This window comes from Pseudomonas californiensis, assembly GCF_021147775.1.
GTDB classification, from domain to species: Bacteria; Pseudomonadota; Gammaproteobacteria; order Pseudomonadales; family Pseudomonadaceae; genus Aquipseudomonas; species Aquipseudomonas californiensis.
Genome location: NZ_JAGTPK010000001.1, coordinates 411,785 through 433,320 on the forward strand (window position 1 = coordinate 411,785; position 21,536 = coordinate 433,320).

The following is a 21,536-nucleotide window of genomic DNA, read 5'->3' on the forward strand; positions in this document are numbered from 1 at the left end:
TCGGGACGCTTTTTTTTGTCGCAAGTTGACGGCGCGTCTTTAACAGGCATCGCCACTTCTGTTTATTTTTAAAATGATAACCGTCATGTCAGGTGTTTATAAGCTGCCTCTAACCCCGTAACTTTGTCGGGCTTGTTCCCAGGCGCTGTTTAAATACCGTGGTCATATGGGCCTGAGATGAAAAACCGCAGGCTTGCGCAATATCCACCACACGCTTCGTTGTGCAGCGCAACAAGTATCGGGCACGTGCCAGACGTCGATCAATCAGGTAACTGTGCGGGCTTTGCCCCGTTGCTTCACGAAAGGCGCGTATGAAATAGCCTTCGGACAAGCCCAGCAGCGCGGCCATGGCCTGTACGCTCAGCGGGCTCTCAAGCCCTGCGTCGATGAACTCATCAAGCTGTTGCAGCCGCCTTGCGGTGATTGATCCACGCGATGGTTCTGCCACTGCATCAATACCGCTCGCCCGCTCAGCCAGAGCCCACGCCCAGTTTTCCCAGTCGTTTTCAACAGCGGCATTCAAAAACGCCTTGCGCATACGTTGTGCGATGAGGATCGCTTGCGGATCAACAAGGTTGTTGAACGGGCGCGTGCCGATCAGCTGCATGCCGTCGGTGCGTATGACTCGCAAGTATTCGCCGCCCTGCGCCGAGCTGGAAAACACGTCGCAGCCTTTGGGTACAAATGCCAGGCCATTGGCAATGGCCTGAAAGGGGCTGATCCGGTCGCTGCCAATCGCGTGTGTGCCACGCTGGCTGTCGAAGGCAAAGCCGACCGCCGATTGGCTGGCCACATAGCGTGCCTCATAGGGCGAGGGCGCCAGTAATTCGATCATCCACGGCCCTGCCTCGAGACGACGGACCGGCTCGACGAGCAACGCTGATGTGTCCAGGGCTGGAGATTTCATAGGCATCATCTTACTCACCGTTCCGGCAAAGGTCAGGTCAGTTTTTTGAAAGCCAGCCGCTCAATTTTTGATCACCCTGCGTAAAACGTCGGAGACCAGAACCATGCACGGATTGACCCGGGACGATATCGAGGACGCAGCGCATCAGGTTTATCAAGTCATGCCCGCCACACCCCAATATGCGTGGCCGCTGCTGGCTCAGCGCCTGGGCTGCACGGTGTGGGTCAAACATGAAAACCACACGCCGACCGGCGCCTTCAAGGTGCGTGGAGGCATTACGTTCATGCGCTGGCTCAAGCGCACTCATCCCGAGACGCAAGGCATCGTGACTGCCACCCGTGGCAACCACGGCCAGAGCCTGGCGCTTGCCGCCCGTGCGCAGGGCATGAAAGCGCTGATCGTCGTGCCACATGGCAACTCGCTGGAGAAGAACAACGCCATGCGCGGTTTTGGCGGCGAGGTGGTTGAGTCCGGCAATGATTTCGATCAAGCCCGCGAAGAGGCCGCGCGGCTGGCGCAGCAGCACGAGCTTTATCTGGTGCCGCCCTATCACCGGGAATTGGTCAGGGGCGTGGCGACTTATGCCTGGGAGCTTTTCAGCGCAGTACCAGACCTGGATGTGGTTTATGTGCCGATTGGCTGTGGGTCCGGTATTTGCTGCGTGATCGCCGCCCGCGATGCGCTGCAGCTCAACACGCGAGTGGTCGGCGTGGTGTCTACCGAAGCCGAAGCGGCAAAGCTGTCGTTCGAAGCGGGTGATTTGCGCGAAACCGTGTCAGCCAATACCTTTGCCGACGGCCTGGCGGTGCGAAAACCTGTTGCCGAAGCGTTCAGCGTCTATGCGGCAGGCGCGGCGCGAATCGTCTCGGTGAACGATGCGCAGATTGCCGAAGCGATGCGCGTCTATTACACCGACACTCACAACCTGGCCGAGGGCGCCGGGGCTGCCGCGCTGGCCGCCCTGATGTTGGAACGCGAGCAGATGAAAGGCAAAAAGGTCGGCATTATCCTGTCCGGCGGAAACGTCGATCGTGACATTTATGCCCAGATCATGAGGGGGCAGTTGTCGCCTGCCTGACCTGACCGCACCTCTTGAGGCGTTTTGAGCAGCCTCACATGAAGCTGCTCAGCGCCCATCCCGTCAGGCCGCTGCCCAGTACGACCAGCCATGGCGCAAGCTTCCAGAACATCAGCGCCACGAGCGCCAGCAGCGCCAGCCCGAAATCCAGCGGTGTGAAGATCGCGCTCGTCCAGACCGGGTTATACAGCGTCGCCAGCAGCAGCCCGACCACGCCAGCGTTGATGCCGGCCAGTGCCGAGCGGGTACGCACGCTGTGCCTGAGTTGCTCCCAGAAGGGCAGCACCCCGATGACCAGCAGGAATGAGGGCGCGAATATAGCCACGAGGCAGACCGCAGCACCCAGCCAGCCGGAAGGTTGCTCGGCCATGGACGCGCCGAGAAAGGCGGCGAACGTGGACAGCGGCCCCGGCACCGCTTGTGCCAGTCCATAACCGGCCAGAAAGGTGTCGTTGTCGACCCAGCCACTGGGCACCGTGGCGGCCTGGAGCAGCGGCAGTACGACGTGTCCGCCGCCAAATACCAGTGAGCCCGCCCGATAGAAAGCGTTGATCATGGCCAGTGTCTGGCTTGGCCAGACCTGTATCAACAGCGGCAGCCCGATCAGCACACCGAAAAACAGCACCAGCGATACGATGCCGGTCTTGCGGCTGATCGAAATCGGCAGCGACTCCGCAGGTGTGACGTGGGCCGGTTTGAACAGCAGCAGGCCAATGACGGCGGCAGCGATGATCACGCCAATCTGTCCCATTGCGTTGGGCCACAGCAGCGTCGCGCAGGCAGCGAAAATCGCAATCATCACGCGCGGCACATCGGTGCACAGGTTACGCGCCATGCCCCAGACCGCCTGAGCGACAACCGCTACCGCGACAATCTTCAGCCCATGCAATACGCCCTCTGGAAAGCTGCTGCCCGACGACGACAAGCCCAGTGCAAACAGAACCAGCACAAGCGCCGACGGCAGCGTGAAGCCGGCCCATGCCGCCAGCGCACCAGAATAACCAGCGCGCGAGAGACCCAGCCCGATACCGACCTGACTGCTGGCCGGGCCCGGAAGAAACTGGCACAGCGCAACCAGATCGGCATAGCTGCGCTCGCTGAGCCATTGGCGACGGGCCACGAACTCTTCGCGAAAGTAACCCAGGTGCGCAATCGGGCCACCAAATGAGGTAAGGCCCAGGCGAAGGAATATCAAAAGCACCGACCATGCAGAGTCGGTCTTGTCAGTGTTGGCATCAGACTTTGCTGGCAATGCTGTGCTCCTTGAAAAAGATGCCCCGGACAGTTCAGCTGTTTTGTTCTGCAAGCCCGCTCAACGGCTCAACGGCTCATCCGCGCAGCAGGTGGCGAGTATGCGGAACGTGATCGGTTCCAGCGCAGGGACTTGAAACTGCCGTTCTTTCATATTTGTAATTTTCCCGTCACCTCGGCGTTATCTGCGCCGCTTCAAGATTGTGCACGACTGGCCGCGCTCGGATTTATAAAAAGAATACGCCAGCTCTTCGCGTTTAAAACAATCTGCCGAATCGGACGGAGCGCACATGAATCCTTTTGGAAAATTCTCTTTCGCCTTGTGTTCAACCCTGGCGGGCGTCACGCCCATGGCCGCTTTTGCTGAAGAGCAAAAGGAAGGCTTCATCGAGGGCAGCACGCTTACGGTGCTCAACCGCAATTTCTACATGAACCGCGACCACCGCAACGGTGAATCAAGCCCGACCGGCAATGGTTATTCCGAAGCCTGGGCACACGGCATCATCGGCCGCTTTCAGTCGGGTTTCACCCAGGGCACCTTTGGCGTTGGTGTGGATGCATTCGCCATGGTGGGTCTCAAGCTCGACACCGGGGATGGCCGCAATGGCGGGCGCAGTGCATTCGATGTCATGCCGGTCGACGGTGAGGGCAACGCCCGTGATGAATACAGCAAAGTGGGTGGCTCGCTGAAGGCCAGGGCCTTCGACACCGTAGTCAATGTGGGCGATGTATTCCCTTCCACACCGGTGGTCGCGTTCGGCGATGCTCGTCTGTTGCCGGAGAGCTTTCGAGGCGTCACCGCCGTCAATAACAGCATCAGTGGCCTGACCCTGCAAGGCGGCCGTCTGCACTCGATGAGTCAGCCGGTCTCCAGCAACATGCGTGACGGCTTCGCCACGTTTTACGCCGGTGCGGTCGACTCGCCGTGGGTGGCGTATTTCGGCGGCGATTACCAGGCCACCGACCGCTTGAGCCTGGCGCTCTACACCAGCCGATTGAAAGATGCGTGGGACCAGAAATACGCCTCAGGCTCCTACGTGCTGCCGCTCACCGATGAGCTTTCGCTGACCAGCAGCCTCAACTATTACAACGCGACCGACGAGGGCAAAAAACTCCTCGGCGAATTCGACAACGACATCTGGAGTGCCAAAGTCGCCCTGCAATACGGCGCGCACACCGTGTCGCTGTCGCACCAGCGCAACGAAGGCGACGATGACTTCGATTACCTGCGGCAATCCGACTCGATCTATCTGGCCAACTCCATTCAGTACAGCGATTTCAACTCGCCAAAAGAGCGCTCGTGGATGGTCACCTATAACCTCGACATGTCCACCTTCGGCGTGCCCGGTCTGTCGTTCATGACCCGCTACGGCAAAGGCACCGATGCGGATTACTCCAACGCCAACAGCACCTACATGCGCCGCGATGCACAGGGCAACCCGCTGACCGACCAGAAGCGTTGGGAGCGTGATATCGAGGCCAAATACATCGTCCAGACCGGCAACCTGAAAGACCTGTCACTGCGTATTCGTCAGGCCACGACCCGAGCCACTGCATTCGAGTCTGACCTGGATGAAGTGAGGGTCATCGTCGAGTATCCGCTAAACGTTCTGTAATGAAAAAAGCGCCCCGAGGGGCGCTTTTTGCTGGGGCAGGAAAACTGTTTCAGGTCAGCTCTTCCTCTCGCCGATGTGCCCACTGATAAAGCGCCGGCAACACCAACAGAGTCAGCGCTGTGGACGAGAGAATTCCCCCAATCACCACGGTCGCCAGTGGCCGTTGCACCTCGGCGCCGGTGCCGGAGGCGAGCGCCATGGGGATAAACCCCAACGAGGCGACCAGCGCGGTCATCAGGACCGGGCGCAGGCGGGTGAGGGCGCCTTCGTTGATCGCGTCGTACAGCGAATGGCCTTCTTCGCGAAGGCTGCGAATGAAGGCGATCATCACCAGCCCGTTCAACACGGCCACGCCCGAAAGTGCGATGAAGCCGACGCCTGCGGAGATGGACAAGGGAATGTCCCGCAGCCACAGCGCCATGACGCCGCCGGTCAACGCGAACGGGATGCCGGTGAACACCAGCAGCCCGTCCTTGAGGTTGTTGAACATCAGAAAGAGCAGCGTCAGCACCAGCAGCAGGGCCACCGGCACGACCACTTGCAGGCGCTTGGCTGCCGATTGCAGTTGTTCGAACTGACCGCCCCAGTTGGTCCAGTAGCCCGCCGGGATCTGCACGCCGTTGTTGATGGTTTCGCCCGCTTCCTCGACGAATGAACCCAGGTCGCGACCCCGTACGTTGGCGCTGACGATGACCACGCGCTTGCCGTTCTCGCGGCTGATCTGGTTCGGGCCCAGCACCAGGTCCAGGCTGGCGACCTGCGACAGTGAAATGAAGCTGATCTGCTGATTGGCGGCGCCCGCACTGGCAGGTACCGGGATCAGCAGGCTCGACAGCCCGGCCACGTCGGTGCGCAGTGATTCGGACAGACGCACCACCATGTCGAAACGACGATCACCTTCATACAACGTGCCCGCCTGACGACCGCCCAGAGCGATGGCGATGGCGTCCTGCACATCGGCCACGTTCAGGCCATAGCGAGCCGCCTTGTCGCGGTCGATATTGATCGTCAGTACTGGCAGGCCGGTGGTCTGCTCGACCTTGACCTCTGAGGCGCCCGGCACTTTCTGCAAGGCAGTGGCGATTTTGGCGGCGGTCTGGTTCAGCACGTTCATGTCGTCACCGAACACCTTGACGGCCACATCGCTGCGCACGCCCGACACCAGCTCGTTGAAGCGCAACTGGATCGGCTGGGACAGTTCGTAATTACTGCCGGGCACGCTGGCGGCCGCCTGTTGCAGCTCCGCGATCAGGGTGTCGCGGGATTTGTCCGGGTCTGGCCATTCGCTTTGCGGTTTGAGCATCACGTAGCTGTCGGAGATGTTCGGCGGCATCGGGTCGGCGGCAATTTCTGCGGTGCCGGTCCGCGCAAACATGCGCTGCACTTCCGGGACTTTTTCGAGCACGGCTTTTTCAAGCCGCTGCTGCATGTCCACCGACTGGGTCAGGCTGGTGCCGGGCACGCGCAGCGCCTGCAAGGCAAAGTCACCTTCGCTCAGGCTCGGGATGAACTCGCTGCCCATGCGGCTTGCGGTGAAGCCCGACAGTACGATCAGCACGAAGGCCAGGGTGAACACGATCCAGCGATGCCCCAGCACCCAGGTCAATACGGGCGCATAGCGTTGGCGTGCGGTGCGCATCACAAAGCCTTCTTCTTCCTTGACCTTGCCGGTGACGAACATGGCAATGGCGGCGGGTACGAAAGTGACCGACAGGATCATCGCGCCGAGCAGAGCGATCACCACAGTGAAGGCCATCGGGTGGAACATCTTGCCTTCCACGCCGGTGAGGGCAAAGATCGGCAGGTAGACGACCATGATGATCAACTGGCCGAAAATCAGCGGCCGACGGGCTTCTTTTGCGGCAGCAAACACTTCGTGAAAGCGCTCGGCACGGGTCAGCATGCGCCCGTGTTTTTGCTGCGCATGGGCGAGCCGCCGAATCGAGCTCTCGACGATCACCACCGCGCCATCAACAATAATGCCGAAGTCCAATGCGCCGAGGCTCATCAGGTTGGCGCTGACTTTGTTGGTGAACATCCCGGTGAAGGTGAACAGCATCGCCAGCGGTATCACCATCGCGGTGATCAGCGCCGCGCGGATGTTGCCAAGAAACAGAAAAAGAATCGCGATGACCAGAATCGCACCTTCGACCAGGTTCTTCTTGACGGTCGCGATGGCCTTTTCAACGAGGTTGGTGCGGTCATAGACCGTTACCGCTTCGATGCCCTTGGGCAATGTGCGGTTGATGTCGGCGAGTTTGGCGGCAACGGCCTGCGACACGGTTCGGCTGTTTTCGCCGATCAGCATGAACACTGTGCCCAATACCACTTCACGGCCATTTTCGGTGGCAGCGCCAGAACGCATTTCCTTGCCGATGCCGACGTCAGCCACGCTGCTGATCCGGATAGGCGTGCCCTGAACATTGGCAATCACGATGTTGGCGATATCATCGAGGGTGCCGAGTTGACCCGGTGCGCGGATCAGCAGTTGTTCACCGCCACGTTCGATATAGCCTGCGCCCACGTTGGCGTTGTTGCGTTCCAGTGCAGCGACCAGGTCATTGAGGGTCAGCTTGTAGGCCGCAAGTTTCTTGGGGTCCGGGGCGATCTGGTACTGCTTGGCAAAGCCGCCAATAGTGTTGATTTCGGCCACGCCCGGCACGTTGCGCAACTGCGGCTTGATGATCCAGTCCTGAATCACCCGCAGGTCGGTGGCGGTGTAGGGCGTGCCGTCTTCCTTCAGGGCGCCGGGCTTTGCCTCGACCGTCCACAGGAAAATCTCGCCAAGCCCGGTGGAGATCGGCCCCATGATCGCGTCGACGCCTTCGGGCAACTGATCCTTGGCAATTTGCAGCCGCTCGCCGACCAGCTGGCGGGCGAAGAACAGATCAGTGCCGTCTTCAAAAATCACCGTGACCTGTGACAGGCCAGAACGGGACAGCGAGCGTGTCTGTTGCAGGCCGGGCAGCCCGGCCATGTTGGTTTCGATGGCAAAGGTGATCCGCTGCTCGGTTTCAAGCGGTGAAAAGCCTGGCGCGGATGTGTTGATCTGGACCTGTACGTTGGTGATGTCAGGCACTGCATCGATCGGCAGCTTTTGATAGCTGGCGATGCCCAGCCCTGCCATCAGCAGGACCGAGAGCATGACGACGATGCGTTGTTCAATCGCGAATTGAATCAACCGTTCAAACATGGAAAGGCTCCCTCGTGAAGCAGATCAATGGGCGTGCTCGGCGGAGCCTTTGCCCAGCTCTGACTTGAGGATGAAGCTGCCCGCAGCGGCCACTTGGGTGCCGACGGCCAGGCCTTGAAGGATTTCCACGTAGCCGCCATCGCGACGCCCGACCGTCACGGGCAGCACCTGGAAGCCTTCGGCGTTGCGAACGAAAACGGACGGTTTGTCTTCGACGGTCTGGATTGCCGACTCGGGCAGGCTGACCGCCGCAAGGGTCTGCTCGGCCGCCACGTCGATCGACACGAACAGGCCGGGACGCCAGGCGCCCTGTGGGTTGGCGAGCGTCACGCGGACCGACGCGGCGCGGGTCTGTTCGCCCAGCAAGCTGCCGACATAGCCCACCCGTCCTTCCACCCTGGCATTGAGGTCGGGCGCACTGACCATCACCGGTCGGCCGACCACCACTTTGTCCAAGTCTTTGGGCGCGACGCCGAAGGTCGCCCAGACCCGTGACAAGTCCGACAGGGTGAAGGCATTGCTGGCTTCGTTGACCACTTCGCCGATGCCGAGGTGCTTTTCCACGACCGTGGCGTCAAACGGGGCAATCAGTTCGTACCGGTTGCCTGCCGAGGGTTTAAGGCTTGCGCCAATGGCACTGAGCTTTTGCCGGGCGTTGGCCAGGCTGATGTCGGCTTCCTGGAACGCATGGCGAGCCTGCTGGTAATCCTGTTCGGCCGAGATCCGGTCCTCCCACAGCTTCTTCTCGCGTTGCAAGGTCAGCCGCGCCAGTTCCTGCCGTCGCTGTGCCGCGTCGAGCTCGCTGCGCTGATCAGAAATCTGCTGGCTGGCGATCACGGCCAGCACCTGGCCTTTCTTGACCGTCTGCCCGAGGTCGACCTTGACCGATTCGACGACCCCGGCCACGCGCGGCACGACGTGCGCCGTGCGGTCTTCGTCAAAGCGGATTTCACCGGGAAAGGTCACGGTGCTGCCCATTTGCCGAGGCGCAGCAGTGACCAGTTCGATTCCGGCCGCCTTGACCTGTGCTTCTGTCAGCTCGATATGACCTTCTTCTTCCTCGTGGGCTGCCTCGGACGGGGCGGTGTCCGGACGTTTCGCTTCATTGTCGTGGCTGTCCTCGTCGTGCCCCTGCTCCTGGGCATGGTCGTCAGGGGATTCGTCTGTGTGTTCTTTGCTGGCTGGCTGGGCCTTGGCGGTGAATGGCGATAACTGATCCCCCACCGTCACGCTGCCCAGACCAATGAGTGCGACCACTGCCAAAGCAATGGCAAGGCTTCGTTGTTTATTCATGAGTGCTCCCGGCGATCACGTTCACGCGCACATCGCAATACGCTCGATTGGTACGGAAAGGGGCTATCAGGGGGTGATGCTGAACCGGTCGAGATCGCCGTAAATGCGTTCGATAGTCACGCTGGCCTCGGTGGCGGTCGCCAGCGATTCGAGGTATTGGCCTCGGGCCGAAATCAGTGTTCGCTGTGCGTCCAGAACTTCGAGGAAACCGAACTTGCCCATCTCGAAACCGCGTGTGGCGGTGTCCACGGCTCGCTGCGCAGCGGGCAGGATGACCTGATTGAACGACTCCACTTCCTGCGCCGCGGTCGCCCATTGATCAAGCGCCGACTGGGTTTCGGTGCGCAGCTTGAGTTCAGCGGCGTTGCGCAGGTCGCGGGCCTGATCTGCCCGGCGTGATGCCGAGAGAACGTTGCCCTGATTACGATCAAACAGTGGGATCGGCATCGACAGCCCCACCACATTGATACGCTCACGCTCACGCTCACGCTCTTCGCGACTGTACTGGCTGCCCACGCTGACGGTCAGGTCGGGGATACGCTTGGCCCGCTCCGAGCCCAGCGAGGCTTCGCGCTGTTCGATGCGCGCGTGCGCGAGGCGCAGCTCGGCGGTCTGATTGACGGCGCTCAACAGGCGTGGCGCAGGAAGGGATTTACCCGGTGACAGATTTTGGTAATGAAGTCGCTCGAACGTAGCCGTTGGCGAGCCTGTCGCCCGCGCGAGCTCGCGGTAGCTGTTGGCTTTCTGCGTTTCAGCGCGGCGTACCAGCAGGTCCGTTTCAGCCAACTGAACCTGCGCACGCGTGGCCTCGACGGGCGATGTCTTGCCGGCGCGAACCCGTCCATCGGCCACTTGCAGGCCACGTGCAGCGAGCGTCTGCGATTGCTTCGCGAGATCCAGCCCTGCCTGGGCACGCACGGCTGCGTAGAACGCCTGAGTTACTTGGGCGCGTAATTCGTTGCCGCGCATCTCCAGTTCGATCCCGGCAGCATCCCGGCCCCGGCTCGCGGCGTCGATACGCGCTCCTCGTTTGCCACCCAGTTCCAGCGCCTGGCTGAGCATGACCGTGGTGGTGCTGGTTTCACGCCGCGTGTCTTCGGTTTCCCACGAAAGCACCGGGTTCGGAATCAGCCCCGCCTGCTGGCGCTCACCCTCGGAAATGCCGATTTCCCATTGTGCTGCGGCAAGCTCAGGGTTTTGGGCAAAGGCCGCTTGCAGGGCCTGCGGCAGGCTCATGCTCTGGGCCTGTGCCGTGCTGGCCATGATCAATGGCAATAACAGGACGAACACGCCCTGGCTCATGCGGGACGTCGCGCAAAACACTTTAGACCCAGGCACGTACGTGACACTCCCTTTGCATAAAACACCCCGATTCAATAAAAAAAATCGACGCCCCTGGAGGGCTGCCGAACTTGAATACGAGGACTTTATGCAAAGGGAGTTATCAGAGGGATTGCCGCAAAATTACAATATCGTTATTAAAGAATGACCCGGCTTCTTTTCCAATACACTTTTCATATCCACTACACTGCGGCCCCCGTCGCGTGGCTGAAAACCAAGTGTGCGAGAAGCTTCGCGCTGGTGTTTTTCCGGGGATTATCCAGGATTTGGGTCGCATGACATGACGTCGCTTTCAGACCTGAACAGATGATGTTGTGGGATCAAGCGTTTGGCCCTGAAGCCGATATCGGTTGCAGGGTCCAGTGACTCAATCGGGCTGTTGATGAAAGGTCTTTTGACGAGGTGGCGAATACCGTCCCCCGTCATGTGTGAAGTCACCCGGCATCAGCGGTCAATCAAACAGGAAACCTCTCCATGCGCATCCTTGTCGTCGAGGACGAGCCGAAAACTGCCGAGTACATGCATCAGGGTCTGACCGAAAGTGGTTATGTCGTTGATATTGCCAATACCGGGCTCGACGGGCTCTATCTTGCTCAGCATCAAGCCTACGATGTCGTGATTCTCGATGTGAACCTGCCCGAGATGGACGGCTGGGAGGTATTGGCCCGGCTCAGAAAAACCGTCAACACCCGCATCATGATGGTCACTGCACGAGGCCGCCTTGAAGAACGGGTCAAGGGGCTGGAAATGGGCGCGGACGATTACCTGGTCAAGCCCTTCGAGTTTCCCGAGCTTTTGGCCAGGGTTCGTACGCTGATGCGTCGCTGCGAGCCACTCACCACACCTAAGGTGCTGCAGGTCGGCGACCTTGAACTGGATCAGGGTCGGCATCGCGCGTTCCGGGGCAAGCAGCGCATCGACCTGACCACCAAGGAGTTTGCGCTCCTGCACTTGCTGATGCGCCATAGCGGTGAGGTCATGTCCCGGACTCAGATCATTTCTCTGGTCTGGGACATGAACTTCGACTGCGACACCAACGTGGTGGAGGTGTCGATCCGGCGTCTGCGCGCGAAGATCGACGACCCCTTCGAGAGCAAACTGATCCACACCCTGCGCGGCGTCGGCTACGTGCTGGAAGTTCGCGAATGAGACCGACCCGTCTTTCGACGCGGCTGGGGCTCACCGTCACCGCCTTGATGGCATTGCTGGTGCTGGTGATGGAGGTGTTTGCCTACGCGGCTATTTCACGCCAACTGGACCTGCGCGCCGAAGACAACGTGAACGAGAAGTTTGCGCAGATCGAGCACGCCATGAGCGAAGGCTTTCTGTCGGTCTCGGACATCACCTATTACCCGCATACCGTGCGTGACCAGATCATCGGCCACGACAGTCTGTCGCTGATCATTCTCGATGCTGGCACCCCTCGCAAACGACTGATGGCGCTGGGCAAGGATGAAGACATGGATCTGCCGATCCCCGACGCGGACGGTCAGTCTCAGGGTTTTCGGCAACTGGAGTCGGTCGAAGGTCACCGCATCCTGATGGGCTACCGATACCTGCGTCTCAAGACCGACGAGAATATTCTGGTCCTGCTGACGATGGACCGACAGAACGATGCAACGCTGCTGCATGCGTACGTCATGTCCACGTTCGTGGTGCTGCCAGTGATTCTGTTGCTGGTCGGGCTCGGTGCCTGGTGGGTAGTGCGTCGTGGACTGAGGCCGCTGGATGCGTTCAGAAAAGTCACTTCATTGATTTCGGCCCGCGACCTGTCGCACCGCATGAAAGTCAAAGGCCTGCCGGACGAATTGCGCGACCTGGCCCACGCGGTGAACTTCATGCTCCACAGGCTGGATGGGGATGTTCAGCAGTTGTCGCAGTTCTCGGACGATCTGGCCCATGAACTGCGCTCGCCCATGAGTAACCTGATGGGCAAGGCTCAGGTCACATTGTCGAGAGAGCGGCCAGCAGAAGATTACAAGCAGGCGCTTGAGTCTTGCACCGAAGAGCTGGAACGCATGTCGCGGATGATTTCCCAGATGCTGTTTCTGGCCAGCGTGAGCCAGCCAGCGGCACCGCTGTCTTTCGAGGCCGTGGACCTTCGCGAAGAGTCGGAAAAAGTGATCGAGCTGTTTTCGTCTTCCGCCGAAGAGCGCGCCATCGACATTGAAGTCAGGGGCGATGCAGTGGCCATGGGCGACAGACTGATGATCCAGCGTGCCATTTCGAACCTGCTCTCCAACGCCATCCGGCACGCAACGGCGGGCAGTGCCATCACCGTCACACTCGCCCACAACGCGAATGAAGTGTCGCTGGCGGTACGCAATGCGGGCGACGGGATAGAGGCTGAGCACTTGCCGCGTCTGTTCGACCGCTTCTATCGGGTGCATGTCAGCCGCGCCCGTCAGAAGGGCGGGACAGGGCTGGGATTGGCCATCGTGCGCTCGATCATGAGCCTGCACGAAGGGCAGGTCACGGTTGAAAGCCAGCCGGGAGCGTTCACCACCTTCCGTCTGTTGTTCCCCCGACTGGCCTGAGCCGGTACCAGGTACGCCGCGCATGAGTCCAGAACGGCATTGAACCGACTTGGCCGGACGTTGATCCGGTATGCTCGGCGCTCGGTTTACATAACCTGAACGTCAAGGAGTGGATCAGTGCTGGCAACGGTTCTGGTGTTGATTGCAGCCGTGCTGCACGCCACATGGAACACGCTCGTCAAGTTCAGCGGCGAGCGCGTGCTTGTCATCGCAAGCATGGATGCGGTGGCACTGCTGTTTGCCGTCTGCGCAGTCGCATTCGTCACGCCACCAGCCCCTGCCGTCTGGCCCTGGCTGGTGGCGTCTGCGCTTTTCGAGCTGCTGTACCGCGTGTTGCTCATTCAAGCCTATCGAGTCGGCGATCTGGGGCTGGTCTATCCGCTCATGCGTGGGCTTTCACCACTGGTGGTGCTGGGTTTGACGTTGACCTTTGCTGGCGAGCACCTGAGCACTCAGCAAATACTGGGTATCCTGCTCATCCCCAGCGGCATGATCTGTCTGTTATGGCAGGGCGGCGGCGGAGCGCGATTGCCTTGGTCGATGCTTCCTGTCGTCGGGCTGATCGGCATCTGCATCGGCAGCTACACCTGGATCGACGGTCAGGCCCTCAAACTGGGCGCACTGCCCCTGGATTATCTGGTCTGGCTGACATTGGTCAGCGCCTGGCCCTTTCCTGCATTGGCAATGTGTTACAGACGGTCGGCATTCACCCTGTTCTGGCGTGAGCAGTGGCGGCTTGGGCTGGCAGTCGGGTTGTGCGTATTGTTCAGCTACGCGCTGGTATTGTGGGCAATGCAGATCGGGTCGGTGGCTGAAGCGGCAGCGCTTCGGGAGATCAGCGTGGTGCTTGTGGTCCTGTTCGGCATGCATTATCTGAAAGAACCTTTCGGCCGTCCCCGGCTCTTAGCCTGTGGGCTGGTCTTGCTCGGCATGCTTCTGATGAAGCTGAAACTATAAGGATGGACGTATGACAGTTGCTTTCTGGTGCGTATTGGTCGCGATCCTTCTACCGATTGTGTGTGCGGGCATTGCCAAGTTCGGCAGCGGCAAGTTCGGTTCGGGGAACAATCACGACCCGCGTGCATTTCTCGACAAGCTTGAAGGCTTCCCGAGACGTGCGCACGCGGCTCAACTCAACAGCTATGAGGCCATTCCGGCGTTCGCGGCTGCGGTGATCATTGCCCACATCGCGGGCAATGCGCAGTTGGTGACCATTGATGTACTGGCGGTGCTGTTCATCACCAGTCGCCTGTTGTACATCATCTTCTATCTGGCCGACCTCGCGGCACTGCGCTCGCTGATCTGGCTGGTCGGTATGGGTCTGATCATTGCGCTGTTCGGTGTATCGGCTTTCCCGGCTGCGTCCTGACAACCTGCCTGAAGAGCCGTCTGCAACGCTGTAGTCATGACAGCGTTGCTCAAGATGCGATCACTCGTCGGGCTGGACTTTCTCGAGTTCGGTCTGCGCGTCCTGCAGCTCTTTGCGTGACTCGGCCAGCTTGTCCTTGCGCTTGTTGATCTTCTCCGGATCGCCCTTGTCCATGGCCTTGTTCAGGTCGGTCTGGCGGCGGCTCACTTCACGCTTGGCGTCCAGCACCTTCTGCTCGCGCTGCTTGAGCAGCGAAGTTTCCGTACAGTTGGCATTGACCTCGCTCAGGGCCTTCTCCAGGCCCGCCTGTTCGGCCTTGTTGCCTTCGGTTTTGGCATCCTGAATCTTGCTGCTGATTTCCTGACTCTTGAGCAGGCACTCTGACGGCGGCGCCTGTTCAGCCGCCAGCAGGGGTGTGGCCAGCAATGTGCAGCTGGCGAAGACAATCAGCGGCGACAAAAAAAACTTCATATGAACTCCTTTTGAAAATGAAATCCGGGCGGAAAAATGAAAGCCCGACACTAAAAACCTGAAATACCTTGAGATCGCAATTGCTGGCTCAGTGCCTGCACTTGCTGATCCTGAAAAAACGCCCTGAGTTTCGCGGCGCGTCCCGAACCTATACCCGGTTCGGCTTGCCATTGCTCTGCACTTCGCGCCGCCAGCGCATCCCATTGATCTCCCAGCGCAGCGCTTCCTGACGGAGGAAGTCCGATAGCCTTGAGCCATGTCTGGAACGGCTGTTGCCGGGCGGATTGCAGGCTGTGAAACAGTTTAGCGCTGCTGCGCTCGGCGAAGCCGGGAATGTTAGCAAGCTGAGCCTGTTCCAGGGGCATCCAATCGAGCAATCCGGCGATTTGACCGCTTTCGATCAGCCTGTCCCAAGTGCCCGGGCCGACGCCCGGCAGACCAAGACCTTTCTTGCCACTCAGCCAGACGAGCCGTGCCCGAAACTGACTCTCACAGCCTTTCGTCAGCTGCCAGCAACTGAGTTCATGGTAATCGCTGGCCAGTGGCACGCTCAGCTCGGCTCGCTCAAGCCTGCGTGACACTACATCGTCGAGCCTTGGAATCGTGAGCCCAGCCAGACTCACCGCGACTTGATCGCCGGGACGAATGTCCAGTGCTTGCCAGCGTTGCAGCGAACCGACGCTGATTCGGGTGATGGTGCGGTCGTCCAGTTGAAACGGCGCAAGCTCCAGCACCGGCGTGATTCGGCCGCTGCGCCCGATGGTGAAATTGACGTGACGTACCTCGGCGAGCGCTTGGGCGAAAGGGTATTTCCACGCAGCAATCCAATACGGCGCCCTGGCTTGCCAGCGCTGTGCGGGCGGGCGCTGGCCCTTGCGCAAAATCACCCCGTCGGTCGCAAAAGGCAATGGGCCGCGATACCAGTATTCGCGCCACGTGGCGGCCTGGGCAAAGCTGTCCAACGGTTGCGTGTAGGCTGCGCTGTCAATGAAACCCAGCGCTTTGAGTCCGCTCATGCGTTGGTGCATGTCGGCGGGGCCAGCGGGCCAGTCCCAGACGAACAGACCGATAGCGTCGGCCTGTTCCGGGCTGATGGTCTGCCGTGACATCAGGCCTGCAACCTTGCTGCGTGCGTTGACGCTGCCGGAAGTCGCTTGCACATGATCGGTCAGGCGCCAGTAAAGTTCGCCTTGCAGTACCAGATTTTCAGGCACAGGCAATTGCTGGGGGATGGCGTTGATGAGGTGTGCCTGTTGCGTCCAGTCCTGGCCGCTGAGGCCATCGCCGCGGCTGATGGCTCGGGTCAGCTTGCCCTGCTCATACACCAGCGTGACCGCCACGCCGTCCACCTTGGGCTGGATCCACAAGGCAGTGCCATCCTTGAGCCAGGTCTTCACGCTTTTTTCGTCTGCGAGCTTGCTGACTCCGGTGTGCGGAACAGGGTGGGGCAACGGACCGCCGGAGGTCTGCAGTGGGTTGTCGTCGACAGTCGCGAGCGCAAAACAGCTGCGCCAGACGCTCAGTGTGTGGCGTGACTGGTCGTATAGCTCATCGGCAATCGGCGAAACCCCTTTGCGATGATAACTGTCGTCCCAACCTGTGATCTGCTGTTGCAGGGCCTGCACTTCCTTTTGTGCTTTCGCGGAAGGCCAGTCGGGACAGTCATCAGCGTGGCTGACGGTGGGGAGGGCGGTGAGCAGGCTGCAGATCATCAGGCGGGCAACAGGCAACATCGAAGCATCCTTGCTTGGGTAGGCTTCACGAGGCTAGTCGCTGACAGGCGCCATCGGCGGTCTGCATGGTTACCGGATTTTACCGGGCTTGGTTTGAGTAGACGCAAAAAAGCCCCGCACGACCAGGCCGTGCGGGGCTTTTTGGGTGGGGCTTTACAGGCCGGCAGCTATGCGCAGGGCGTCGGCACGGTCTGTTTTTTCCCAGGTGAAGGCGGTGAAGGTGTCATCGCCAACGGTCATTTCAACCGGGATACGGCCGAAGTGGCCGTAGGCCGCAGTGGCCTTGTACATCGGGTGCCGCAGGTCGAGCATGGTGGTGATCGCATACGGACGCAGGTCGAAGTGTTCGCGGACCAGATTGATGATCTTGTCGTCGGACAGCTTGCCGGTGCCAAAGGTGTTCAGCGAGATAGAGGTCGGTTGTGCAACGCCGATGGCGTAGGACACCTGGATCTCGCAACGCTCTGCCAGACCAGCAGCAACGATGTTCTTGGCCACGTAACGACCTGCGTAGGCAGCCGAGCGGTCAACCTTCGATGGGTCCTTGCCGGAGAATGCGCCACCGCCGTGACGGGCCATGCCGCCGTAGGTGTCGACGATGATCTTGCGACCTGTCAGACCGCAGTCGCCAACCGGGCCACCGATGATGAAGTTGCCGGTCGGGTTGATGTGGAACTGGGTGTCCTTGTGCAGCAGATGCGCCGGGATCACGTGCTTGACGATCAGCTCCATCACGCCTTCGCGCAGGTCGGCGTACGAGACATCCGGGTTGTGCTGAGTCGACAGAACGATAGCGTCAACGCCAACCACCTTGCCGTTTTCGTAGCGGCAGGTGACCTGGGATTTTGCATCCGGGCGCAGCCAAGGCAGCAGGCCGGATTTGCGTGCTTGTGCCTGACGCTCGACCAACTGGTGCGAGAAGGTGATCGGTGCCGGCATCAGTACGTCGGTTTCGTTGCTCGCGTAGCCGAACATCAGGCCCTGGTCGCCAGCGCCCTGATCTTCAGGCTTGCTGCGGTCAACGCCCTGGGCGATGTCCACTGACTGCTTGCCGATGATGTTCATCACGCCGCAGGTCGCGCCGTCGAAGCCGACGTCGGAGCTGTTGTAGCCGATGTCGAGGATGACGTTACGTACGATGTCTTCCAGGTCGACCCAGGCCGAAGTCGTCACTTCGCCCGCGATGATCGCCACACCGGTCTTGACCAGTGTTTCGCACGCCACACGGGCGTATTTGTCTTCAGCGATGATCGCATCCAGAACCGCGTCGGAAATCTGGTCGGCGATCTTGTCCGGATGCCCTTCGGACACGGATTCGGAGGTGAAAAGTGAGTATTCGCTCATCTCTACGGGTTTCCTTCATTTTACCGATGGTGAGTGTTGCCAGCCGGTCGCTGAAAATGGCGAACCTGGATCTGGAAACCATTACGTAAGCCTACGTAGAGGCTTTCCCCGGGAACTAGCCCCGCAGCGATGGCCCAACGGGCCAGGTCTTCCTGCTCAAAACCTAACCAGAGATCGCCACAGGCCTCCCTGGCCCAACTCTGGTCATGACTACATAACTCTGTTACCAGCAAGCTACCGCCGGGTCTTACACATTCGGCCAGTTGCCGCAGGGCTTCGGCCGGCGCGGCAAAATGATGAAGCACCATGTTCAGGACGACGCAGTCGGCGCGGACTTTACTGTCTGTCAGGGCATCGGCCAGTGTGAGCTCGACATTAGTCAGGGCTCGGCGTTCGCAGACGTCACGGGCCAGGTCCAGCATCGCCGGGCTGTTGTCCACGGCGATCACTTGCTTGAAACGTCGCGCGAGTTCCGGAAGAAAGCCACCGTCGCCGGGGCCTACTTCAAGCGCTGTTGCGTCAGCCCCGAAGCTTAGTTTATCGAGCATCGACAACAAGCTTTCGCTGTACTGGGCCAGACCTGCAATCAGGTCCTGCTGGGCACGAAACTTTTCGGCGGTGCGGGCAAAAAAATCCTGACTGGCCAATGCGCGTTGCCGATGCACCAGACCGATGCGGCCCTGCACGTCATCCGGCAGTGCGAGCGTGTCCACTTCATCGAGCAATGCGGCGTGCAACCGGCCACCCGGCAAGTCAGTGTGGGGCAGCGCGCGACGGTAGAAAATCGCATTGCCCTCGCGGCGGGTAGCCACCAGGTCGGCCTGCGCCAGCACCTTGAGGTGGTGACTCATGCCAGACTGTCCGATGGCGAATATCTGCGCCAGCTCAAGTACACCGAACGAATCGTTGGTCAGCGCGCGCAGAACATTCAGTCGCAAAGGGTCGCCGCCGGCCTTGCACAATGCAGAGAGGTCGTCGCATGCATCGTGGCGAATGGCAGGTACACGCAAGTTCATAGGGTCCGCAGTCTAGTGAGCGATTCCGCATGCCGCAAGGGCAATATCAAAAAGTTTTGATATTGCCCTTGCGCAGCGTTTGTCGATCCGCGTGAACTTGCCCTGCAAGATGATGATCCAGTTTCTACGGGACAAATAATGTCCGTAATGCAGGAAAAAAGCCTATGGTCCACTATCTGTGATTGCCCCCGGCCTGTCCCTGAGGGAAAATGGCCGTCTTTTTTCCGATCCCAAATCCTATATTCCCAGGAGATCAGCGATGCCAAGCCGTCGTGAGCGTGCCAATGCTATTCGTGCACTCAGCATGGATGCCGTGCAAAAAGCCAACAGCGGCCATCCCGGTGCCCCTATGGGCATGGCGGATATCGCCGAGGTTCTTTGGCGCGATTATATGAAGCACAACCCGGCCAACCCTGCGTTTGCCGACCGTGACCGTTTCATCATGTCCAACGGTCATGGTTCCATGCTTATCTATTCGTTGCTGCACCTGACCGGTTATGACCTGTCGATCGACGATCTGAAAAACTTCCGCCAGTTGCACAGCCGCACCCCGGGCCACCCCGAATACGGCTACACCCCAGGTGTGGAAACCACCACTGGCCCGCTGGGTCAGGGTTTTGCCAACGCTGTCGGCTTCGCTGCCGCCGAGAAAACACTGGCCGCACAGTTCAACCGTCCAGGCCACTCCATCGTTGATCACCACACCTATGTGTTCATGGGCGATGGCTGCATGATGGAAGGTATCTCCCACGAAGTCGCTTCGCTGGCCGGTACGCTGCAATTGGGCAAGCTGATCGCGTTCTACGATGACAACGGTATCTCCATCGACGGCGAAGTCGAAGGCTGGTTCACCGATGACACCCCGAAGCGTTTCGAAGCGTACGGCTGGCAGGTGATCCGCAACGTCGACGGCCATGACTCCGACGAAATCAAGACCGCCATCGACACCGCTCGCAAGAGCGATCAGCCGACCCTGATCTGCTGCAAGACCACCATCGGTTTTGGTTCGCCTAACAAGCAGGGCAAGGAAGAATCCCACGGCGCTCCATTGGGCGCTGACGAAATTGCCCTGACCCGTGCTGCGCTGAAATGGAACCACGGTCCTTTCGAAATTCCGGCTGATATCTACGCCGAATGGAACGCAAAGGAGAAAGGCCTGGCTGCTGAAGCTGAATGGGACCAGCGTTTCGCTGCCTACTCGGCTGCCCACCCGGAGCTGGCCAACGAGTTCATCCGTCGCATGAGCGGCGAGCTGCCCGCTGATTTCGCCGAGAAGTCGGCCGCGTACGTGGCTGAAGTCAACGCCAAGGGCGAAACGATCGCCAGCCGCAAGGCCAGCCAGAACGCACTGTCGGCACTGGGCCCATTGTTGCCTGAGATCCTTGGCGGTTCGGCTGACCTGGCCGGTTCCAACCTGACCATCTGGAAAGGCTGCAAGAGCATCACCGGCGAAGACCCTAACGGCAACTACCTGCACTACGGTGTGCGTGAGTTCGGCATGGGCGCGATGATGAATGGTATCGCCCTGCACGGTGGCTTCGTGCCGTACGGCGCGACCTTCCTGATCTTCATGGAATACGCTCGCAACGCTGTGCGCATGTCCTCGTTGATGAAGAAGCGCATCATTTACGTATTCACCCACGACTCTATCGGTCTCGGCGAAGACGGCCCGACTCACCAGCCAATCGAGCAGTTGACCAGCCTGCGTACTACGCCGAATCTGGACACCTGGCGTCCGGCGGATGCGGTTGAATCGGCGGTGGCCTGGAAGTACGCCATCGAGCGCAACGACGGTCCATCGGCGTTGATCTTCTCGCGCCAGAACCTGCCTCACCAGGCGCGTGACGAAGCCCAGCTGGCCAACATTGCCCGCGGTGGTTACGTGCTGCGCGACTCCGTTGGCGAGCCTGAGCTGATCCTGATCGCCACCGGTTCGGAAATCGGTCTGGCCGTTCAGGCGTACGACAAGCTGACTGAGCAGGGCCGCAAGGTACGTGTGGTGTCCATGCCATGCACCAGCGTCTTCGAAGCTCAGGATGCCCTGTACAAACAGGATGTTCTGCCGCTTCAGGTCAGTGCCCGTATCGCCATTGAAGCTGCGCATGCCGACTACTGGTACAAGTACGTGGGCCTGGAAGGTCGCGTTATCGGCATGACCACCTTCGGCGAGTCGGCGCCTGCGCCTGCGCTGTTCGAAGAGTTTGGTTTCACGCTGGAAAATGTTCTGAGCACCGCTGAAGAGCTGCTCGAAGACTGATTGATGCAGTGACCGGCCTTGATGGGAGCGGGTTTGCGGGTGAAGTCGGCTTTCGGTGTGTGATGCACGCCGCAAGCGGCCTTCGCCAGCAGGCCCGCTCCCTCAAGGTTTATACATTTTGATTTATCTT

The 21,536-nt window shown here is 60.0% G+C and carries 16 protein-coding genes; 7 read left to right on the forward strand and 9 right to left on the reverse strand.

Annotated features, from left to right (window positions below):
* Nucleotides 1-109: 109 nt before the first annotated feature.
* The gene (locus tag KDX37_RS01975) at nt 110-907 is read right to left on the reverse strand and encodes a helix-turn-helix transcriptional regulator (protein ID WP_231650964.1); all 798 of its coding nucleotides are present in this window, start codon (nt 905-907) and stop codon (nt 110-112) included.
* 103 nt (nt 908-1,010) lie between these two features.
* Between KDX37_RS01975 and KDX37_RS01980 the strand changes: the two genes are divergently transcribed.
* Nucleotides 1,011-1,985: a threonine dehydratase gene (locus tag KDX37_RS01980; protein WP_231650965.1), complete on the forward strand. Its 975-nt coding sequence runs from the start codon at nt 1,011-1,013 to the stop codon at nt 1,983-1,985.
* A 34-nt stretch (nt 1,986-2,019) separates the two neighbouring features.
* Here the strand turns inward: KDX37_RS01980 and chrA are convergent, their stop codons facing one another.
* A complete protein-coding gene (gene chrA, locus KDX37_RS01985) occupies nt 2,020-3,237 on the reverse strand; it encodes a chromate efflux transporter (protein WP_231650966.1) in 1,218 nt (405 codons plus the stop codon).
* A gap of 349 nt (nt 3,238-3,586) precedes the next feature.
* Between chrA and KDX37_RS01990 the strand changes: the two genes are divergently transcribed.
* Nucleotides 3,587-4,852, forward strand: a complete 1,266-nt coding sequence (locus tag KDX37_RS01990) for an OprD family porin (protein WP_231651017.1) — start codon at nt 3,587-3,589, stop codon at nt 4,850-4,852.
* A 49-nt stretch (nt 4,853-4,901) separates the two neighbouring features.
* Here the strand turns inward: KDX37_RS01990 and KDX37_RS01995 are convergent, their stop codons facing one another.
* The 3 genes from KDX37_RS01995 to KDX37_RS02005 all read right to left on the reverse strand — a co-directional run bounded on the left by KDX37_RS01995 (nt 4,902) and on the right by KDX37_RS02005 (nt 10,640).
* Entirely contained in the window at nt 4,902-8,045 is a 3,144-nt protein-coding gene (locus tag KDX37_RS01995; RefSeq protein ID WP_231650967.1) for a CusA/CzcA family heavy metal efflux RND transporter, read from the reverse strand.
* A gap of 24 nt (nt 8,046-8,069) precedes the next feature.
* Complete coding sequence (locus tag KDX37_RS02000; RefSeq protein ID WP_231650968.1) at nt 8,070-9,338, reverse strand: efflux RND transporter periplasmic adaptor subunit; 1,269 nt, start codon at nt 9,336-9,338, stop codon at nt 8,070-8,072.
* A gap of 66 nt (nt 9,339-9,404) precedes the next feature.
* The gene (locus KDX37_RS02005; RefSeq protein WP_231651018.1) at nt 9,405-10,640 is read right to left on the reverse strand and encodes a TolC family protein; all 1,236 of its coding nucleotides are present in this window, start codon (nt 10,638-10,640) and stop codon (nt 9,405-9,407) included.
* Between the two features lie 513 nt (nt 10,641-11,153).
* Between KDX37_RS02005 and KDX37_RS02010 the strand changes: the two genes are divergently transcribed.
* The 4 genes from KDX37_RS02010 to KDX37_RS02025 all read left to right on the forward strand — a co-directional run bounded on the left by KDX37_RS02010 (nt 11,154) and on the right by KDX37_RS02025 (nt 14,585).
* A complete protein-coding gene (locus KDX37_RS02010; RefSeq protein WP_231650969.1) occupies nt 11,154-11,828 on the forward strand; it encodes a heavy metal response regulator transcription factor in 675 nt (224 codons plus the stop codon).
* Nucleotides 11,825-13,216, forward strand: a complete 1,392-nt coding sequence (locus KDX37_RS02015; RefSeq protein WP_231650970.1) for a heavy metal sensor histidine kinase — start codon at nt 11,825-11,827, stop codon at nt 13,214-13,216. The genes KDX37_RS02010 and KDX37_RS02015 overlap by 4 nt, the downstream gene beginning before the upstream one ends.
* A gap of 117 nt (nt 13,217-13,333) precedes the next feature.
* Nucleotides 13,334-14,173, forward strand: a complete 840-nt coding sequence (locus tag KDX37_RS02020) for an EamA family transporter (RefSeq protein ID WP_231650971.1) — start codon at nt 13,334-13,336, stop codon at nt 14,171-14,173.
* A gap of 10 nt (nt 14,174-14,183) precedes the next feature.
* Nucleotides 14,184-14,585 (forward strand): MAPEG family protein, encoded by a 402-nt coding sequence (locus tag KDX37_RS02025; RefSeq protein WP_231650972.1) that lies wholly within the window; start codon nt 14,184-14,186, stop codon nt 14,583-14,585.
* Between the two features lie 60 nt (nt 14,586-14,645).
* Here the strand turns inward: KDX37_RS02025 and KDX37_RS02030 are convergent, their stop codons facing one another.
* From KDX37_RS02030 to KDX37_RS02045, 4 genes are all read right to left on the reverse strand, one after another.
* Nucleotides 14,646-15,056 carry a DUF1090 domain-containing protein gene (locus tag KDX37_RS02030; RefSeq protein ID WP_231650973.1) on the reverse strand — a complete coding sequence of 137 codons (411 nt, stop codon included), beginning with the start codon at nt 15,054-15,056 and terminating at the stop codon, nt 14,646-14,648.
* Nucleotides 15,057-15,106: 50 nt separating this feature from the next.
* Nucleotides 15,107-16,789, reverse strand: coding sequence for an NAD-dependent DNA ligase LigB (ligB, locus tag KDX37_RS02035; protein WP_231650974.1), 1,683 nt, complete (start codon nt 16,787-16,789; stop codon nt 15,107-15,109).
* Between the two features lie 153 nt (nt 16,790-16,942).
* A complete protein-coding gene (gene metK / locus KDX37_RS02040; RefSeq protein ID WP_231650975.1) occupies nt 16,943-18,133 on the reverse strand; it encodes a methionine adenosyltransferase in 1,191 nt (396 codons plus the stop codon).
* Between the two features lie 20 nt (nt 18,134-18,153).
* Complete coding sequence (locus tag KDX37_RS02045; protein WP_231650976.1) at nt 18,154-19,149, reverse strand: ArsR/SmtB family transcription factor; 996 nt, start codon at nt 19,147-19,149, stop codon at nt 18,154-18,156.
* A gap of 259 nt (nt 19,150-19,408) precedes the next feature.
* Between KDX37_RS02045 and tkt the strand changes: the two genes are divergently transcribed.
* The gene (gene tkt, locus KDX37_RS02050; protein ID WP_231650977.1) at nt 19,409-21,406 is read left to right on the forward strand and encodes a transketolase; all 1,998 of its coding nucleotides are present in this window, start codon (nt 19,409-19,411) and stop codon (nt 21,404-21,406) included.
* Nucleotides 21,407-21,536 lie beyond the last annotated feature (130 nt).

Excerpts from the sequence above, each read along its gene's own strand:
- KDX37_RS01975 (WP_231650964.1), bottom strand. The coding sequence starts at position 907 with ATGAAATCTCCAGCCCTGGACACATCAGCGTTGCTCGTCGAGCCGGTC.
- KDX37_RS01980 (WP_231650965.1), top strand. The coding sequence starts at position 1,011 with ATGCACGGATTGACCCGGGACGATATCGAGGACGCAGCGCATCAGGTT.
- KDX37_RS01990 (WP_231651017.1), top strand. The coding sequence starts at position 3,587 with ATGGCCGCTTTTGCTGAAGAGCAAAAGGAAGGCTTCATCGAGGGCAGC.
- KDX37_RS01995 (WP_231650967.1), bottom strand. The coding sequence starts at position 8,045 with ATGTTTGAACGGTTGATTCAATTCGCGATTGAACAACGCATCGTCGTC.
- KDX37_RS02000 (WP_231650968.1), bottom strand. The coding sequence starts at position 9,338 with ATGAATAAACAACGAAGCCTTGCCATTGCTTTGGCAGTGGTCGCACTC.
- KDX37_RS02005 (WP_231651018.1), bottom strand. The coding sequence starts at position 10,640 with ATGAGCCAGGGCGTGTTCGTCCTGTTATTGCCATTGATCATGGCCAGC.
- KDX37_RS02010 (WP_231650969.1), top strand. The coding sequence starts at position 11,154 with ATGCGCATCCTTGTCGTCGAGGACGAGCCGAAAACTGCCGAGTACATG.
- KDX37_RS02015 (WP_231650970.1), top strand. The coding sequence starts at position 11,825 with ATGAGACCGACCCGTCTTTCGACGCGGCTGGGGCTCACCGTCACCGCC.
- KDX37_RS02025 (WP_231650972.1), top strand. The coding sequence starts at position 14,184 with ATGACAGTTGCTTTCTGGTGCGTATTGGTCGCGATCCTTCTACCGATT.
- KDX37_RS02030 (WP_231650973.1), bottom strand. The coding sequence starts at position 15,056 with ATGAAGTTTTTTTTGTCGCCGCTGATTGTCTTCGCCAGCTGCACATTG.
- ligB (WP_231650974.1), bottom strand. The coding sequence starts at position 16,789 with ATGTTGCCTGTTGCCCGCCTGATGATCTGCAGCCTGCTCACCGCCCTC.
- metK (WP_231650975.1), bottom strand. The coding sequence starts at position 18,133 with ATGAGCGAATACTCACTTTTCACCTCCGAATCCGTGTCCGAAGGGCAT.
- KDX37_RS02045 (WP_231650976.1), bottom strand. The coding sequence starts at position 19,149 with ATGAACTTGCGTGTACCTGCCATTCGCCACGATGCATGCGACGACCTC.
- tkt (WP_231650977.1), top strand. The coding sequence starts at position 19,409 with ATGCCAAGCCGTCGTGAGCGTGCCAATGCTATTCGTGCACTCAGCATG.